This is a genomic window from Hahella sp. CR1, from assembly GCF_029813005.1.
GTDB lineage: Bacteria > Pseudomonadota > Gammaproteobacteria > Pseudomonadales > Oleiphilaceae > Hahella.
Genome location: NZ_JAPELK010000001.1, coordinates 14186 through 31015, shown reverse-complemented (window position 1 = coordinate 31015; position 16830 = coordinate 14186). Strand labels below are relative to the sequence as shown.

Genomic DNA, 16830 nt, shown 5'->3' with positions numbered 1-16830 from the left:
AGTTTTTCGAACTGGGTCTGAGTATTCCTCTCCCGCTGTGATAAATTGAATCTCCTGATAAGGAGATTCCCTAATGTTCCCGCGAATTTCGTTAATTATCGCAGCTTTATCCCTGACCGCCGGACTGGGCGGCTGTTCCGCGTTTTCCAAACTGCCGGACTATATGGCGAAAGAAGACGGTCGGCCCCACGGTTATTCCGAAATTGCGTTGCCGGAAGGGGGTTATCAGGTCAGTTACGAAACCTACAAGAAATATGAATTGGTCGAAGTGGAAGAGCTGGCTATTCGGCGCGCCGCAGAGTTATCGGTAGAGCAGGGCGCCAAGGGGTTTGATGTCGAGAATACCCTGTGCTTCAAGGAATACCAGTTCGATAACGTGCCGGAGCAAAGCGCGTCCGGGCGTACTGTCACGCTGGCTTCGGCGGCGGGTCCTGTCTCGGTGCCGGTGGATGAACCCAACTTCCCCGGTTATACCCGCACCTTCGAGGTCAGGAAGTGCTTACTTAAAATCAAGTTGTTGCAGGATCTGGACGCCCCTGGCGAAGGGGGCGGCGCAAGTTGACGCTGTCGCATTCGTCACGGGTGAATAAAGGGTTGGCGGTGGTGATATGTCATCAATTGGAAATGGGAATGTTCCATAGTTAAATCATTTGACGTTTTGCCACTTTTGTTCCAGATTTGTATGCATTGTGCGCAGGCGCGAGAGCGGGCCTGCAACCGAATTAGCCAGCGGTTGGCTAGTCACTGACGATAATTGGAGCGTTTGGTTTTCGTCAGTGTGATTGCTACAGGCGCTCGTGACAAATAATGAGATGGTGAGATGAATATTTATGTTGGAAACCTGTCCTATCAGGTAACAGAAGACGATTTGCGGGAAGCGTTTGCGGCCTATGGCGATATCAGCAACGTCAATATCATCCGCGACAGAGATACCGGCCAGTCCAAAGGATTCGGCTTCGTAGAAATGTCCGATAACGGGCAGGCGGAAGAGGCGATTCAGAAGCTTAATGAAAGCAATCTGAAAGGCCGTAACATGAAAGTTAACGAGGCTCGTCCCCGGGAAGAAAAGCCAAAGCGTAATTTCAGACCTCGCCACTAATTTGTCATTGTAAGGAAAATAACCGTTCACCGGCTTAGCCGGGCGGCGATTTTTGTTCCTTACTGAGCGATGCTTTGTAGCAGCCGCTTCCGTTCGTCCTGAACGGAAATTGTGCCGCTAAGCGCGCCTTTGCTTTTCCAAACCCGGCCTTGCGCCGGGTTTTGGCGGTTTTCTTTGTATCGGTGAAAACGTCGGATCGTGGCTAATGTTTATTCTGCGTCAGCGGAGAAAAACAGCGTCGACGGATGAGACGGCTTAAATCCGAACCTCTGGAAGCGTAAAGCGGGTGAGCGCCAGGATCAGCGTGTCTGCGTACAGGCTTTCGCGGCTGAGCAACTCTCGGGTCAGCAGTCCGATTGCGCCTGTCTGTTGCTTGCTGTTCTGCGTTCCAAATAACCGGTCGTTGGCTTCTCCCAGCTCCATTCCCTGATCCATCATTTCGACGACGGCTTGCGGTAGCGGCAGCGCTGCTGAACGCGCGTAACTGATATCGTCCCCGTGTCCCACCGCCACCCAGGCGACCGCGAACAGTTGGGAGCGAATTCGGTCGACGCCGCCTTCAAAGCTCACCCAGTAGTCGGCTGAAGGGTGCGCTTCCCGCGCCGCCTGCACCCGGTTCAGGGCGCCTTGCAGGGTTTCGTCGTCGGTGAGGGGTTGAGACGCGACGCCGGATTCGGTTCCGGCGCCGACGCAGTGAATCTGCGAATCGGGAAAACAACGACCGAAGCCGTTGCGCGCCGCATTGACTTTAACTGGATTGACGGAGGCTACGATGACTTCCATAGACATCTCTCTGTTGCAACAAAATCGCAATTAATACTTGTTGGTTTGCGGCGAATCAAGCCATATATTCTGTTTAATGACATTCTTGCCAGGGAGAGCAATACCAGCCTGGGATACTACCGTAAGCATCGTGAAGGAGAGATTATGCAGCAGTCCCACATTAAGAACAGGTTGTCCGAGCAACTGTCTGAACTCATTACGCGTCTGGAAGACATCACCCGTGACCTCACCTCGGAGCATTCCGCAGACTCGGCGGAGCAGGCCCAGGAGCGGGAGAATGACGACGTGCTGAATGCGCTCAAAGTCGAGACGGAAATCGAGATCAATCAGGTGAAGAAGGCCCTGCAACGGCTACAGCAGGGTGAGTATGGCGTCTGTGTCGCATGCGGAGAGGAAATTCCCGAGTCCCGCCTGCAGGTGTTGCCTTTCGCAGAGCTGTGCGTCAGTTGCGCCAGCAAGTCTGAATAACCACTTCCCCAGTATTACTTCCTATGACTCCAGGCTGAACTGCTCCAAGGCGCGGTTCAGTTCTTCAGGAGGCAGTTTCATCATTTCGGATATTTGCTGGATCAGCTGACGATTTCCCGGATTAACCCGCAGACCCTGATGGAAGATGTCATTGGTGGTGAAGATGGCGTTGTCGATGATCGACATGATGGAGTGTTCCTGCTCTTCCGATAACCCCAGTGTATTCAGGGCGAACACCATTTGTTCGGCGGCGTTCTCGGTGGCGCTGATGATTTGGTCCGCCACGTCCGCGTAGCGCTTGTCGATCTCGTCCAGCACCGTCTCCGCTTTGGACGTCAGTTGTTTGAGAATCTCCACCTGAAGTTCCGTGGTGCGGCGGTCGTCCAGCGCTTTCACCCGGCTGTCCATGCCCTGCACCAGATAGAACAGATTGTCGCGCAGACGTCCGCAGCGTTTATCGTCACCCAGCGGCATGTTTTTCACCAGTAGCGACACCTGGTCGAAGTTGATGAACAGGCGGCGTCCGGCGGCATGCAGGCGCCCCGCGTCCTGAAAATGTCGCAGCAGACGGCTTTCCAGGTCTCGGGAGAGGCCGTTGGGCTCCATGTTTTTTTCTTCGAAGCGCCCGCGAATCTGCAGACTGCAGCGCACATCGTAATTATTCAGCGCCTGAAACAGGCGTTGTCCCAGCTCGTCGAAGTTATTGCAGTCGGCGGAATCCAGCAGGAAGTTGATATTGACGCCCATATCGCCGCTGTCAGTCATGGCGGACATGGCGACGTCGTGGGTGAACTGCAGTTGCGACTTGAGCTGTCTGTTGGCGATGAGATTGATGATGGCCTTGTTGATGCGGGCGATAAACTCTTCCGACGGCGTATTGGTGGGGATGACGTCATCCGCGCCGGAGTTGAACAGCGCAATGGTGTCTTCGACGCTGTTGTCGGAGGTCAGGCATATCAGAGGGGTGTCGCCGATCTGGGTGTCCTGGCGCAACATGCCGAGAGTCATTTGCGCCTCTTTCAGCGGTTGCTCCACACAGAGAATGATCGCATGCCATTGGCCATCGTTGATCTTTTCAATGGCGTCGTGCAGTTCGCTTTGTTGCAGTTCCAGTAGGCTCAGGCTGGCTGTCTGCAGGGGCTCGGGCAGCGAGCCTATGACCAGACCTGCGTATTTCAGACCCATATGAAACTCCTTGCCGATGATCCGTATTCCGCTTTTTCGCATGGTTATTCCAGAAGCATAGCGCATTTTTCCGGGTTGGCTGCGATGCGTCAGCGCTGATCCCGGGAACCCTGGTTTATTTTGATCAGGGTCTATTTTTTAAACGGCGTCGGCAGGTTGTTCTATAGTTATTAAATCCATTTCTAACAGCTTTTCTGGAATCCTATGCTTTCAATGTCACAGAACCTCATGGCGAAAGATCCAATCGTATTGGCTGCCCTGGGAACGGGACTGGCGACGCTTTGCGCGGGTTGGTTAACCTCGGGATTGCTCTCCGCCGGACTGTTCACCGTCTCCAGCCTGTCATTTTTCGCTTCCTGCCTGATTTCCGACGGCAAGCAGAATGAGAGTAAAGGAGAGGAAGAGCGACAGCGACAAAGCAGCGAGCGCGACTTTCAGAGCGCGGTTAAGGAAATCGACAATTACGCCAATGGGCAGTTGGCTTCCATCAGCTCGGATAATCGCGACCTGGCGGACACCATCAGCAATAACATCGAGTTACTGGGGCAGGCGTTCGTTTCTTTGAGTGAGTTGACCAACCATCAGAACGAGCTGGCCAAGGAAATTTTTGAGCGGATGAAGGGGAAAAAGAACGACGCTAAGAATCCAGTCAAAAAAGAAAAAATCGAGGACAACATCAGCATCGAGTTTTTCGCCAAATCCCTGGATCAGGTGATCGGAACCTATGTGGAGCTGCTGGTCAGCGTCAGTGAGAAAAGCGTGAATGCAGTGCATCGCATTGAGGATATGGTCACTCACATCGACCAGATGTTCTCCCTGCTGGGCAACATTCAGGAAATCGCCGACCAGACCGACCTGCTGGCGCTCAACGCGGCCATTGAAGCAGCGCGGGCGGGCGAGGCCGGACGCGGCTTCGCGGTGGTGGCGGACGAAGTACGGCGCCTGTCGCGTACTTCCAGCGATCTCAACACGCAGATCAAGGGCAAGGCCAACGAAACCAAAGACGCCATCAGCAAAGTGCGGGCGATTGTCGGCGATGTGGCCTCGCTGGATATGAAAGACGCGCTCAATGCGCGCAGCTACATCGACCAGATGCTGCACACCATGCGGGAAGTCAATGATGAGGTGAATGACGCCGTGGGGCGCATGACCCAGCTCACCAAGGAAATCAAACAGTCCGTGGACTCCAGCGTGCGCGGTCTGCAGTTTGGAGACATCGCCATGCAGACCTGCGGCCGCATGATGAGGCGGTTGGAAACGCTGAATAACGCCATGCTCTTGCAGTCGGAAGTCTGCGGCAAAAGCGCCCGGAGTGCGGATATCGGCAAGATCAGAGAACGTCTGGACTCCCTGCACAACGATACCAGCAAGCATGGCTCCGCCAAGGCGGCGGAATCCGGCGCCGATATAGAGCTGTTTTAATTTAGAGATCCGGTTCGGGCCCCGAGTCGACGGGTCCAAAACGCCGGCGAGCGCGTAGAAGGAATTATCAGCAGGCAAACGGCGTGGCCATGTTTGTCTGCACGCGACAGGACATGCGCAATCGGGTCCTGTCTCCCGCGGCTTGTCGCCGCGCAGGCGCATTTTTGCGTCTGGTGATTAACAAGACGACGTGGTCGCCAGGTTAATCCGTCAGATCAATCTCAGGGAACAGGGCGTTATGACAATAGAAACCAAAGTCACCTCGGACGGCGCCGCCGTCACTATCTACATTCGCGGACGTTTCGATTTCAGCGTGGTGAACCAGTTCCGGGAAGCCTATGAGGCTCACAAGCAAAAGAAGCATTTCTACATCGACATGCGGCAGACCGAGCACATGGACAGCTCGGCGCTGGGCATGCTGTTGAATATGCGCAGCTATCTGGGCTCCGATGCGGTCAAGATTGAAATCGTCAATTGCTCCCCCGGCATCCGCAAAATTCTAGAGATAGCGAAATTTGACAAGAAGTTCGCCATTAGCTGAGCCCGCGCGGCTTTGTGAGGGGGATCGGTATGAATATTCTGGTGGTGGACGACGATATGTACAGTCGTCAGCTCATGGGGTTCGTATTGGAGGAAGGCGGCCACAAGTGTGAGTTCGCGGAGTCCGGCGAGCAGGCGCTGGAGATCTGGCGCAAGCAAGGCGCGGATGTGGTGCTTATGGATGTGCTGATGCCGGGGATGAATGGCTACGAAGCGGCGCGCATTATCAAAGAGGAAGCCGGCCAGGAGCATATCCCCATCGTATTTCTGACCGCGCTGGATGATGACCGGGCCCTGGTGGAGTGCCTGTCCATCGGCGACGACTTTCTTGGCAAACCGGTTAACTTCGTTACCCTGCAGGCGAAAATCCGCGCCCACTCGCGGACCCTGGCGCTGAACCGGCAAGTAGTGGAGCAAAACCGCGAACTGGCCTATTTCCACACCAAGGTGCAGGCCGAGCATGAGATGACCCAGCACATCATGACCGCGGCGCTCAAGCTCAGCGCCAAGGATGTGTATGGCGTTCGCTACCACTGCACCGCGCGCTCCACGTTTAATGGCGATCTGGTCTTGCTGAAAGAGAAGCGAGACGGCGGCGCCTATGTGCTAGTGGGAGATTTCACCGGCCATGGCTTAGCCGCTTCTGTCGGCTCTATTCCTGTGGCGCAGGCGTTCAGCACCATGTGCGAGCGTAACCTCTCGGTGAGCGAAATTTCTCTGGAACTGAACAAAATCCTCAAGCGTTTCCTGCCTCCCACCATGTTCTTCGCCGCCTGTCTGCTGGAGATCAACCCTACCCGCAGCAAAATCGAGGTATGGGCCGGCGGTCTGCCGGACGCCTTTATCGTAGGCGGAGACAACAAGATCCGGCGCATCATTCATTCCGCCCATATGCCTCTGGGAGTGATGGATATGGACGAGTTTGAATCTTGGACGGAGATGATCTCCGTCACCCCGAAAGACCGTCTTTATATCTACACCGATGGCATCACCGAATGCCCCAACATCGCCAACGAGATGTTTGGCGAAGATCGCCTGCGTGAAGTGCTGGAGTCTGGCAAGGATAATCTGTTCGACGCTCTGATCGAGGCGGTGCATGAGTTCAATGACGACCCGGATTTACAGGACGATTTATCTCTGGTGGAGCTGAAATGCGAGCCGCCGCCTGAAGCGGTATGCGAAGCCTCGCCGGATCAGGAGACAAAGGGCGATGAGACGTCTCCCAAATCCAATCTGCCGGAGTTTCATTTGGAATTGCACTGGGGCCCTGATCAGTTACGCGACTCCGATCCGCTGATGATTTTGCGACAGTGGCTGGGCAGCCACGCGGTGGTGCGTAATAACAAGGAAGTCGTGTTTATGGTGTTGGCGGAGCTGTTCAACAATGCGTTGGAGCATGGCGTATTGGGATTGTCGTCATCGCTGAAAGACGAAGAAGAAGGTTTCGATCGCTACTACCAGGAGCGCGGCGCCCGTCTGCAAAAACTGGAGGACGGTTACGTCAGCCTGCAGGTGCATTTATCCAACACCCGTCCGGCGCGCATGATGGTGATGGTCAGCGACAGCGGACCCGGATTCTCCATCAAAGTGGAGGATCTGGACTGCAATGACGAGTCTTTCGGTCGCGGCTTACCGCTCATTAAAGCGCTATGCGCTGAGTTTGAACTGGACGGAGAAAACTCCACCGTCAAAGCGCTGATCGAACTGGATTAAGCGCGCCGGGGCGACAGGAATGTCGCCTCAACGATTAGCGGTGCGTAACGCCGAGCCCACTTCCAGTTGCTCCAGCCAGTCCAGGAAGCGCCCCACGTCATCGTCTTTGAAAATGCGTCCGTGTTGTGGCGCCATGTACTTGATATCCAGCCGCCGCACTCGGGCGACCCAATCATTCTTGGCGGTATTGGACGGCATCCAGCGCTTGTGGAACAGCTCCATGTAGCGGGTGTGCTCCTTGAAATTCTCCACGAACAGCGGCGGTTGTCCCGGCTCCAGGGAGGCGCCGATATCGCCGCTCATCAGAATCTTGAGCTCTGGATCGTAGACGTTGAAGTTGCCGGAAGAGTGCATGTAGTGGGCGGGAATAAGCTGCAGATTGACGCCGTCCAGCTCCAGCACGCCGCCGTCATCCGGCAGGGCGACGTATTCGATATGGCTCATGCCGAAATGGCGGATGAACCCTTCCCACAGCCAGGGCGCATGCAGGCGCGCCTTGGGCAGCGCCTGATCCCAGAGTCCCAGCGAAGAAATGATATCGGGGTCCTGATGGGAGGCGAACAAATCAGTGATCTCATGGATCGGCGCCCAGTCCAGCGCGCACGCCAGCATGGCGGAAAACAGCTCGATGCCGCCAGGCTCCAGTATCAGCAAGCGGCGGTCGGTGCGCACCATATATTGATTGGTGTCGATGATTTTTTGGGGTTTGCCTGTGTCTCGGCCGCAAATAATCCATTTATGGCGTTTGCCCTGCCATAGCGCTTCGGAATGCATGGACGCTGCTCTCCACCTGTCTGCTACAGGAAACGCCAGACCGCGCGCGTTTCCGCATTGTTGTCGTTCAATGCCTGCTGTGTTCCGAGGCGGTTGGCGTCAGGTCAGCAGGCCCATCAGACGCAGACCGATTGCAATGCGTTCGCTGATGCGTTCGGCCGCGTTTTCTATATTCTCGGCAATGGTGAACAGGGACTCCTGAAAGGGACCCGCCCGGGACGCCTCAATACGACAGTTGGCGACGATGGACTTGAGGGCGCGGGTGCAATCCCTGATCTCGGTCAGCAGTTTACGCACGCTGCGATAGTAGCCGTTGGTGACCTCTTCCAGTTGCGCCTGATCCTTCAGATTACGCTGCAGAATCTCACGCAACTCCTCCGACTTCGCCTCATTGGCGCGCATGGATTTGTTCAGCGCCGACGCGAACTTCTGCTGGTTCATCAGTCTCACCGCGCTACGGGAAAGCTCTTTGGAGGCCGCGCCGATATCCGCGGCGCACACCATGCTGCGGGAGGCGATTTCCTCGATGAATTGGGTGATGCCGCTGAAACCTTGACCCCATTCTCCGGCGCGGGCGGTGATGGCCTGGGCGTTTTTGGAGGAAATGGCGATGAGTTTGGCGTAGTGAATGGTGCTTTTCAGTTCGCTGGCCAGGGTCGCCGAGGCGACGAAACGGGGTATGGAGCGGCCCTCATACTGACGCACGAGTTCGTCAATGTCTTCCTGCTTCAGCACATTGAGTTCAGCCATTGTCGCGGATCGTCCGTTCCTGATCTTTTCTTCAATTAAAGCGGAAGTTTTCGCTTTTACAACTCGCAGAGCCTCATGGCGAAGGCTTTCGCGTCCCTTTCGCGAAACCGGTGCGTCTCGCGTTCTTTGCTCCTGTGATTTTTAAATATGCTGCTATGCTTTTATTTCAGGTTCCGGTTAAGTTTTGAGCCGTTATTCTGTTTGAGCCGTATAAGACAGTAATCTGGGTTAGTTCGGGAAACCTGACCGGTTTATTGCGCACAATCAAAAAAAGTGTTGGGGACTATATGGCAAAGATACTCGCAGTGGATGACTCCGCCTCCATGCGCCAGATGGTGACGTTCACACTCAAGGGAGCCGGATACCAGGTGGACGAAGCCGCCAATGGTCAGGAAGCGCTGAGCAAAGCGAAGTCCGGCAAATATGATCTGGTGATCACCGACGTCAACATGCCCGTCATGGACGGCATCTCCCTGATCAAAAACCTTCGCGCGGAAGGGGCTTACAAATTTACCCCGTTGCTCATGCTGACCACCGAGTCCGGCGCGGACAAAAAAGCGGAAGGCAAAGCGGCGGGCGCGACCGGGTGGATCGTCAAACCATTCAACCCGGATCAACTGGTCGCCACGGTAAAAAAAGTCTTGGGATAACCGGCCTGACGCCGGCTTAGGAGAGTCGCATGAGCATGGACCTCTCTCGCTTTCACGATGTCTTTTTTGAAGAAAGCTTTGAAGCCGTCAACACCATAGAGGCGAGCCTCTTGGAAGTGGATCTTGACGCGCCTGACCCTGAATCGATCAACAATATTTTCCGCGCCGCTCACTCCATTAAAGGGGGAAGCGCCACCTTTGGTTTTTCCCAGGTGGCGGCCTACACCCATGTGATGGAGAACCTGCTCGACGAAGTTCGCGCCGGCAAACGCCGTTTGACCCAACCCATTGTGGACGTGTTGCTGGAGTCCGTTGACGCGCTGCGCCTGTTGCTGTCCTCCGCCAAAGCCGGCGAGGACATTCCCGAAGAAGAATTCGCCCAGCATAAGTCCAAGCTGGAAGCCATTTCCAAGGATCAATCGTCATTGACGACGTCCACGGCTTCGTCAACCAGCGACGCAAGCGCTCCCGCCGCAGATTCAGCAGGCGGGGACGATGGCGTCGCCGGCTGGCGCGTGGTGTTCACTCCGCACAAGGAAATGATGCAGCGGGGCAACGATCCTTTGCGTCTGGCGAAAGAAATCGCGTCCCTGGCGGAAGGCGACGCAGAGATCGAATGCGACATCAGCACCTTGCCGGACTGGGAGCACTTTGAACCGCTGAACAGCTATTTGGGCTGGACCGTGAGGCTGCGTAAACCGGTGGACAAAGCCGCCATCGACGACGCTTTCGCCTGGGTCGAAGACGAGTGCGACATGGCTATCGTCCCCATTCCTAAGGCTCAGGCGGCGCCGACGCCAGCAGAGGCGGAGGAACCTGCCGTGTCCGCCGAGCCTGCGCAAACGGCGGAGAAAAGCGCTGCCCCCGCCGCGGCCAAACAAGCCAAGCCTGCAGCGGTGGCGGAAAGCCAGTCTATCCGCGTCGACCTGGACAAGGTGGATGCGCTGATCAACATGGTGGGCGAGCTGGTCATCACTCAATCCATGTTGAACATGTTAAGCGAGGATGAAGCCTTGCAGGGCATGGAGAAACTGCTGCAGGGACTGACCCAGTTAAAGCGCCAGACCCGGGCGTTGCAGGAAGGCGTCATGCAGATCCGCATGCTGCCGATCTCCTTCTGCTTCAATCGCTTTCCGCGCATGGTGCGGGATTTGAGCCGGCAGCTGGGTAAAGATATTGAACTGATGCTCAGCGGAGAGAATACCGAGGTCGATAAAACGGTCATTGAAAAGATCACCGATCCTCTGGTGCATCTGGTGCGCAACAGTGTCGACCACGGCATTGAAAACCCGGCTGATCGCGTCGCCAAGGGCAAGCCCGAACATGGCTCTGTGTACCTGCGCGCCTATCATCAGGTCGGCAATATCGTCATTGAGGTGGAGGACGACGGCAAGGGGCTGGACCCGCAAGTGCTGCTGTCCAAAGCCAAACGTAAAGGGCTGATTCCCAGCGACGCTATCCTTAATGAAGCGCAGATTTTTGAATTGATTTTCCTGCCTGGTTTTTCCACCAAGGAAGAGGCCAGTGACTTGTCCGGCCGCGGCGTCGGCATGGACGTGGTGAAACGCAACGTGCAAAGCCTCGGCGGCAGTATTCAGGTGGAGTCGGAGCTGAATCGACGCACCCGTTTCACTATCCGATTGCCTTTGACTCTCGCCATCATGGACGGCCAGCTCATTTCGCTGGGCGAAGAACTTTACGTGATTCCCCTGGTCACCATCATCGAGTCCCTGCAGCCGGACCCCTCCATGATCAACCGGGTGGCGGGCACTCATGAGACCATCAAACTTCGGGGCGCCTATCTGCCGGTGCTGCGGTTATCGGAGGCGCTGGATGCGGCGCAGAACGAAGGCGAAAAACCCAAGCCGCTTACAGATGGCATTATTGTGATCGTCGAGCATGAAAGCCGGCGCTTTGGCTTGTTCGTGGATGAGCTGCTCAGTCAGCAGCAAATCGTCATCAAATCCCTCGAAGAGAATTACCGCCTGATTCCTGGCGTATCGGCGGCCACCATTCTCGGAGACGGCAGAGTCGCGCTGATTCTGGATGTCGGCGGCCTGTCGCAACTGCAAAAAGATTCGGAAATCAGTTATGCAGATGCAGGTTAAACAACCCCTTGAAGAAGATCAGGATGCGGAGCAGCAGGCGGAACAGGAAGATGAATATCTGACCTTCAGCCTGGCGGATGAAGAGTACGCCGCCCCCATCATGCTGGTGAAGGAAATTCGCGCCTGGGAGCCGGTGACGCGGGTGCCTTACGCGGAGCCCTGGGAATGCGGTCTGATCAACGTGCGCGGGGCCATCGTGCCGATTATTGATCTGCGCAAACGCATCGGACTGACCAAGCTGGAATACAACAAACACACCGTCGTGGTGATGTTCGCCTTCGACTCAGGAGGGCGGGAGCGGGTGCGAGGCGCGGTCATTGACGCGCTCAACGATGTGGTCCGCTTTCCCTCCCGCAAAATCCAACCCTCGCCGGAATTACGCAAACGCAAAGCGACGCAGTTCGCGCAGGGCGTGGTCGAATATGACGGTCGCATGATTGTGATGTTGGATTTGATCCGGGCCTTGGGCATGGACGTCGAGAAAAGCGCGTAAACGCAGGGCGCAAACAAGAATAACTTCAGGATATCGGGGAAGGACATGACGCTAAAACGTACTCTATGGCTGGCGGGAGCAGCTGTTGTTGTTATCTTCGCTGTGATCGTGACGGTGCTGGTGGTGCAAAACGGTTCCACCGTCGCTAACCAGAATCAAATGGAGCGGCTGACCGAAGTGGTCCGGGTGATGGGCAATCTGGACATGCGACGGGAAGGCATGCGCGGGGCCACCTATAACTATGCCTATGGGGTGGAAACGTCCAATCAGACTGTGCTGGAAGGAGTCCGTCAGGACTACGCAAACTTCGAAACGGCGATACGCCGCAACGTGGACACGGTGCTGAACACCCACGTTTCTGAAAAAGTATCCAGCGCTATGAAGGACGCTGTTCCAAAAGTGGAAGCCTTTCTTAACGCCGCCAATCAAGTGATGCAGAGTCAAACCATCGCAGCGTTGCATTCCAATACGCCGGCGTTCGCCCGTGAGTTTAATGAGCTGGAGACCCGCACCCTGGCGCTGAAGGATCTGCTGAAGGCCGAGCGTGATCGAATTCTACAAGGCAATCACCAGGAAATTCGCACGGCGTTCGCCACGGTGATGGGCATCGTCATTGTGGGATTGGCCATTATCGGCGCCGGTCTCTGGCGCTTCGGACACAATCTGCTGGGGACATTGGGCGAAGAGCCGGCGGTGCTGGAGAGCGCCGCCGTCGCCATCAGCGCAGGGGATATGGAAGCGCAGATGACAAAGGCGGGCGGAGTCTACGGCAAGCTACGGGAAATGCGCGATGAGCTGAAAGAACGCATTGAGCGCGACCGCCTGCAACTGATCATCACCACCCGCCTTAAACAAGCCATAGAAACCACCTCCACCGCGCTGATGGTGGCGGATGAGAACTTCAATATTGTCTACGCCAACCCCGCCGTGAAAAAAGTGTTGAAGGACGCCGAGGTGCAAATCAAAAAGAAGCTGCCTAACTTCAACGCTGACAAACTGGAAGGTGTTTGCATCGACAGCTTTCACCGTGACCCGTCCCACCAACACCGTCTGCTCCGGGGATTACGCCAGCCTTATGACGCAAACCTGCAATTGGGAGACGCCCATTTTGACCTGAAGGCGGGAACGATCCGCAATGAAGCCGGAGAGATCCTGGGCTTTGTGGTGGAGTGGCGCGATATGACCGAGCAGGTGAACACGGAGGCGGAAGTGCAGCGCATCGTGGAATCCGCGCGCAAGGGCGACCTGAATGTGAAAGTGGCGCTGGAGGGCAAAAAAGGCTTTTTCCTGACCTTGGGAGAGGGTCTGAACGCCCTGGTGGAAGTGATGGCCGATGTCCTGAGCGATATCAGCAAGGTCATGGAGGCGCTGGCGGAAGGCGAGCTGCAAGGGCGCATGCGGGATGATCACGAAGGCCGCTTCGCCGCGCTGGCGGAGACGGTGAATGGCAGCATGGTGCGCCTGGACAATATCGTCTCCCAGCTGATTCAGAGCAGTGACTCCGTGAAGGCGTCCAATCAGGAAATCTCCACCGGCAATAACCAGCTTTCCGAAAGAACTGAAAAGCAAAGCTCCAGCCTGGAGGAAACCGCCTCCAGTATCGAAGAGCTATCCAGCAACGTCAGCAACACGGCGGATAACGCGCGGCAGGCGGATCAGCTATCGAGCCTCACCCGCAATACGGCGGCGGAAGGCGGAGAAGTGACCCAGCGGGCGGTGAAATCCATGCGGGAAATTAACGAAGCCAGCCGCAAGATCGCCGAGATTATCGGCGTCATCGACGACATCGCCTTCCAGACCAATCTGCTTGCTCTCAACGCCTCGGTGGAGGCGGCCCGCGCCGGCGAACAGGGAAGAGGGTTTGCGGTGGTGGCGACGGAAGTGCGCAATCTGGCGCAGCGCAGCGCCACCTCGGCGAAAGAAATCAAAGACCTGATCGAAGACAGCGTGAAGAAAGTGCAGGCCGGCTCCAATCTGGTGGATGAGTCAGGTCAGAAGCTGGAAGAAATTATCGGCAACGTGAAAAAAGTGGCGGATCTGATCTCCGATATCGCCGCGGCGACGGAAGAGCAAAGCTCCGGTCTGGATCAGGTGAATCAGGCGGTGATGGAGCTGGATGACATCACCCAGCAAAACGCCGCGTTGGCGGAAGAAACCGCGTCCTCGGCGGAGACTTCGCTGGAAAGCGTCGAGCAAATGGCGCAATTAATGTCCTTCTTCAAGGTGCGTGGGGGTGGGGGAAGCCCTCCAGCAAGATCACCGAAACCTAAACTGACGCCTGTGCCTGAACCGGTCGCGCGACAGTCCAGGCAGCCTGCCGGCAAGCCGAAAACGGAAGGCGGAGAGGATGATTGGGAGGTGTTCTGAAGGGCTGCTTTCCAAAGGGAGCCCGGAGACGACTCAGAGAATGCTAGAAACGATATTCCTTTTATAACAGACGCTACTCGGAGGGCCGAAACATGTCTCTAAAGCGTACGCTGTGGTTGGCGCTAATTCTCCTCACTCTGGTATTTACTGTGATCGTCGTCGCCCTGGTGGTGCAAAGGTCCGCGAACAATACCAATCAAAATCAGATGGAGACCGTCGTCGTCGCCGTGCGGGCGGCGGGGGATCTGGACATGCGTCACGACGGCATTCGAGGCGTTGTTTATCAATTCGCCTACGGCATGGCGGAAGGGCTCAACGAAGATATGCAATTGGCGCGCGACGACTTTGTCGAGCACGAAGCGGCTATGCGCAGTGATGTAGATGTGATTGTGAAGTCGAATATCTCAACGGCGGTGCGTGAGGCTCTGGAAGACGCAAAACCCGATATAGAGAGCTACTTTAACGGGGCGAAAGCGGTTTTGGGCAGCGCGTCGCTCACTGGCGTCGAAGCCAATACGCTGAGGTTCCAGGAGTCGTTTGAAGTGCTGGAAGAAAAGTTGGGCGCCTTGAGCGAATTAATCGAGGGCAGCACCAGCAGTATCGGCGAAATGAATCACGCTGAAATGAATCGCACTTTCACGATAGTGCTGGTGGTGGTGCTGACGGGGTTGCTGGGCGGAGCCTTCGGTATCTGGCGCTTTCGTAAATGGCTGTTTAACGTGCTAGGAGGAGAGCCTCTTGAGCTGCAAAACATTGCTGGCGCAGTCTCCGAAGGGCGCCTGGATGAGGCCATGGAAGAGCGACCAGGGGTGTACGGAAGTTTGTTTTCCATGCGCAATATGTTGCGGGAGCAAAAAGAGCGGGACCATATCCAGATGGTGCGCATGTCGCGGCTGCGCCAGGCCATAGAAACCGCCAGCGTGGGATTGATGGTGGCCGATGAAGAGTTCAAAATCACCTACATGAACCCCACTGTATCGCGGGTATTGAAGAATGCGGAGTCTGAAATCCGCAAGCGCCTGCCCCAGTTCGACGCCGATAACCTGATTGGCGAATGCATCGATGTCTTTCACAAAGATCCCAGCCACCAGCGTCGTTTGTTGAGCCAGCTAAAACAGCCCCATAACGCAAGACTGCAATTAGGTAACGCCTTTTTTGATTTAACGGCGGGGACGATTCGCGACAAAGAGGGGACCATCCTTGGCTTCGTGGTGCAGTGGAATGACATTAGCACGCAGATTGTCATCGAGCGTGAAGTGCAGGAAATGGTGGATAAAGCCAAAGTCGGCGACCTGAAGAAACGCATTGGCCTGGAAGGCAAAGATGGCTTTGTACGTACGCTGGCGGAAGGGCTGAATGAACTGATCGGCGTCGTTGATCTGGTGCTGGAGGATGTCAGGAACCTGATGCAACGTCTGGCGGAAGGCGAGCTGCAAGGGCGCATGCGCGACGACTACAAAGGCGGCTATGACGATCTGGCGCAGGCGGCCAACACCAGCATGGAGCAGTTGGACCGCATCATGCGCCAGCTCATCGACAGTAGCGATAGCGTGAGTTCGGCGAACCAGGAAATTTCCAGCGGCAACAATCAGCTTTCGGAACGCACGGAGAAGCAAAGCTCCAGCCTGGAGGAAACCGCCTCCAGTATCGAAGAGTTATCCAGCAACGTGCGCAACACGGCGGACAACGCCCGTCAGGCGGATCAATTAGCCAATCTGGCCAGAGACGCCGCCGCCACCGGTGGCGAAGTCACCAAACGCACTGTTTCATCCATGGGCGAAATCAATGAAGCCAGCCGCAAGATCGCCGAAATCATCGGCGTCATCGACGACATTGCGTTCCAGACCAACCTGCTTGCCCTGAACGCCTCGGTGGAGGCGGCCCGCGCTGGAGAGCAAGGACGCGGCTTTGCGGTGGTGGCGACAGAAGTGCGTAATCTGGCTCAACGCAGCGCCACCTCGGCGCGGGAGATCAAAGACCTCATCGAAGACAGCGTGAAGAAAGTGCAGGCCGGTTCGAAGCTGGTGGATGAATCCGGCAAGAACCTGGATGAAATCATTCTGCATGTGAAAAAAGTCAGCGATTTGATCTCCGATATCGCCGCCGCCACGGAAGAACAAAGCTCCGGGCTGGCGCAGGTCAACAAAGCGGTCATGGAGCTGGATGAAATCACCCAGCAGAACGCCGCGCTGGCGGAAGAGACCGCCTCATCGGCGGAATCCTCCCTGGAAAGCGTGGAGCAAATGGTGCAGTTGATGTCGTTCTTTAAGGTCGACGGCAGTCAGGAAAGCACCGTCAGCGCGCCAACGTCCGCGCCTCGCCCAAGAGCGGTCGCTGAGCCGGCGGCCAGGAAAACGTCCAAACCAGCGGCGGCCAAGCCTGCGCCAAAAAAAGGCTCAGGGGACGACGAGGATTGGGAAGTATTCTGATGAGACTCTTCATGTGGCGTAACGGGATAGCGCGCAACCACCCGTTAAT

Annotated in this window: 15 protein-coding genes; 11 read left to right on the top strand and 4 right to left on the bottom strand. The window is 56.1% G+C overall.

Annotated elements, in window-relative coordinates:
• The first annotated feature begins 73 nt into the window (after positions 1-73).
• Positions 74-562 carry a hypothetical protein gene (locus ONV78_RS00140; protein ID WP_279500099.1) on the top strand — a complete coding sequence of 163 codons (489 nt, stop codon included), beginning with the start codon at positions 74-76 and terminating at the stop codon, positions 560-562.
• Positions 563-820: 258 nt separating this feature from the next.
• Entirely contained in the window at positions 821-1099 is a 279-nt protein-coding gene (locus ONV78_RS00135) for an RNA-binding protein (RefSeq protein WP_011394431.1), read from the top strand.
• A 255-nt stretch (positions 1100-1354) separates the two neighbouring features.
• On the opposite strand, the gene yjjX is transcribed toward ONV78_RS00135, so the two are convergent.
• Complete coding sequence (yjjX, locus tag ONV78_RS00130) at positions 1355-1882, bottom strand: inosine/xanthosine triphosphatase (RefSeq protein ID WP_279500094.1); 528 nt, start codon at positions 1880-1882, stop codon at positions 1355-1357.
• Between the two features lie 144 nt (positions 1883-2026).
• Between yjjX and ONV78_RS00125 the strand changes: the two genes are divergently transcribed.
• A complete protein-coding gene (locus ONV78_RS00125; RefSeq protein ID WP_279500092.1) occupies positions 2027-2350 on the top strand; it encodes a TraR/DksA C4-type zinc finger protein in 324 nt (107 codons plus the stop codon).
• Between the two features lie 21 nt (positions 2351-2371).
• Here ONV78_RS00125 and ONV78_RS00120 read toward each other — a convergent pair whose 3' ends face one another.
• Positions 2372-3535, bottom strand: a complete 1164-nt coding sequence (locus ONV78_RS00120; protein WP_216738973.1) for a hypothetical protein — start codon at positions 3533-3535, stop codon at positions 2372-2374.
• A 204-nt stretch (positions 3536-3739) separates the two neighbouring features.
• Between ONV78_RS00120 and ONV78_RS00115 the strand changes: the two genes are divergently transcribed.
• The 3 genes from ONV78_RS00115 to ONV78_RS00105 all read left to right on the top strand — a co-directional run bounded on the left by ONV78_RS00115 (position 3740) and on the right by ONV78_RS00105 (position 7210).
• Entirely contained in the window at positions 3740-4957 is a 1218-nt protein-coding gene (locus tag ONV78_RS00115) for a methyl-accepting chemotaxis protein (RefSeq protein ID WP_279500089.1), read from the top strand.
• A 238-nt stretch (positions 4958-5195) separates the two neighbouring features.
• Complete coding sequence (locus ONV78_RS00110) at positions 5196-5498, top strand: STAS domain-containing protein (protein ID WP_279500087.1); 303 nt, start codon at positions 5196-5198, stop codon at positions 5496-5498.
• 29 nt (positions 5499-5527) lie between these two features.
• Entirely contained in the window at positions 5528-7210 is a 1683-nt protein-coding gene (locus ONV78_RS00105) for a fused response regulator/phosphatase (protein ID WP_279500085.1), read from the top strand.
• Positions 7211-7237: 27 nt separating this feature from the next.
• On the opposite strand, the gene ONV78_RS00100 is transcribed toward ONV78_RS00105, so the two are convergent.
• Positions 7238-7984 carry an MBL fold metallo-hydrolase gene (locus ONV78_RS00100; protein WP_216738977.1) on the bottom strand — a complete coding sequence of 249 codons (747 nt, stop codon included), beginning with the start codon at positions 7982-7984 and terminating at the stop codon, positions 7238-7240.
• 99 nt (positions 7985-8083) lie between these two features.
• On the bottom strand, positions 8084-8734 hold the full coding sequence (locus ONV78_RS00095; protein WP_279500080.1) for a hypothetical protein: 651 nt from the start codon (positions 8732-8734) through the stop codon (positions 8084-8086).
• A 287-nt stretch (positions 8735-9021) separates the two neighbouring features.
• On the opposite strand from ONV78_RS00095, the gene ONV78_RS00090 reads away from it, so the two are divergent.
• The 5 genes from ONV78_RS00090 to ONV78_RS00070 all read left to right on the top strand — a co-directional run bounded on the left by ONV78_RS00090 (position 9022) and on the right by ONV78_RS00070 (position 16781).
• Entirely contained in the window at positions 9022-9384 is a 363-nt protein-coding gene (locus tag ONV78_RS00090; protein ID WP_011394441.1) for a response regulator, read from the top strand.
• Between the two features lie 29 nt (positions 9385-9413).
• Positions 9414-11492, top strand: coding sequence for a chemotaxis protein CheA (locus ONV78_RS00085; protein WP_279500078.1), 2079 nt, complete (start codon positions 9414-9416; stop codon positions 11490-11492).
• Entirely contained in the window at positions 11476-11985 is a 510-nt protein-coding gene (locus ONV78_RS00080) for a chemotaxis protein CheW (RefSeq protein WP_279500076.1), read from the top strand. Before ONV78_RS00085 ends, ONV78_RS00080 begins: the two co-directional genes overlap by 17 nt.
• A 45-nt stretch (positions 11986-12030) precedes the next feature.
• Positions 12031-14352, top strand: a complete 2322-nt coding sequence (locus tag ONV78_RS00075) for a methyl-accepting chemotaxis protein (RefSeq protein ID WP_279500074.1) — start codon at positions 12031-12033, stop codon at positions 14350-14352.
• 92 nt (positions 14353-14444) lie between these two features.
• Positions 14445-16781, top strand: a complete 2337-nt coding sequence (locus tag ONV78_RS00070; protein WP_279500072.1) for a methyl-accepting chemotaxis protein — start codon at positions 14445-14447, stop codon at positions 16779-16781.
• Positions 16782-16830 lie beyond the last annotated feature (49 nt).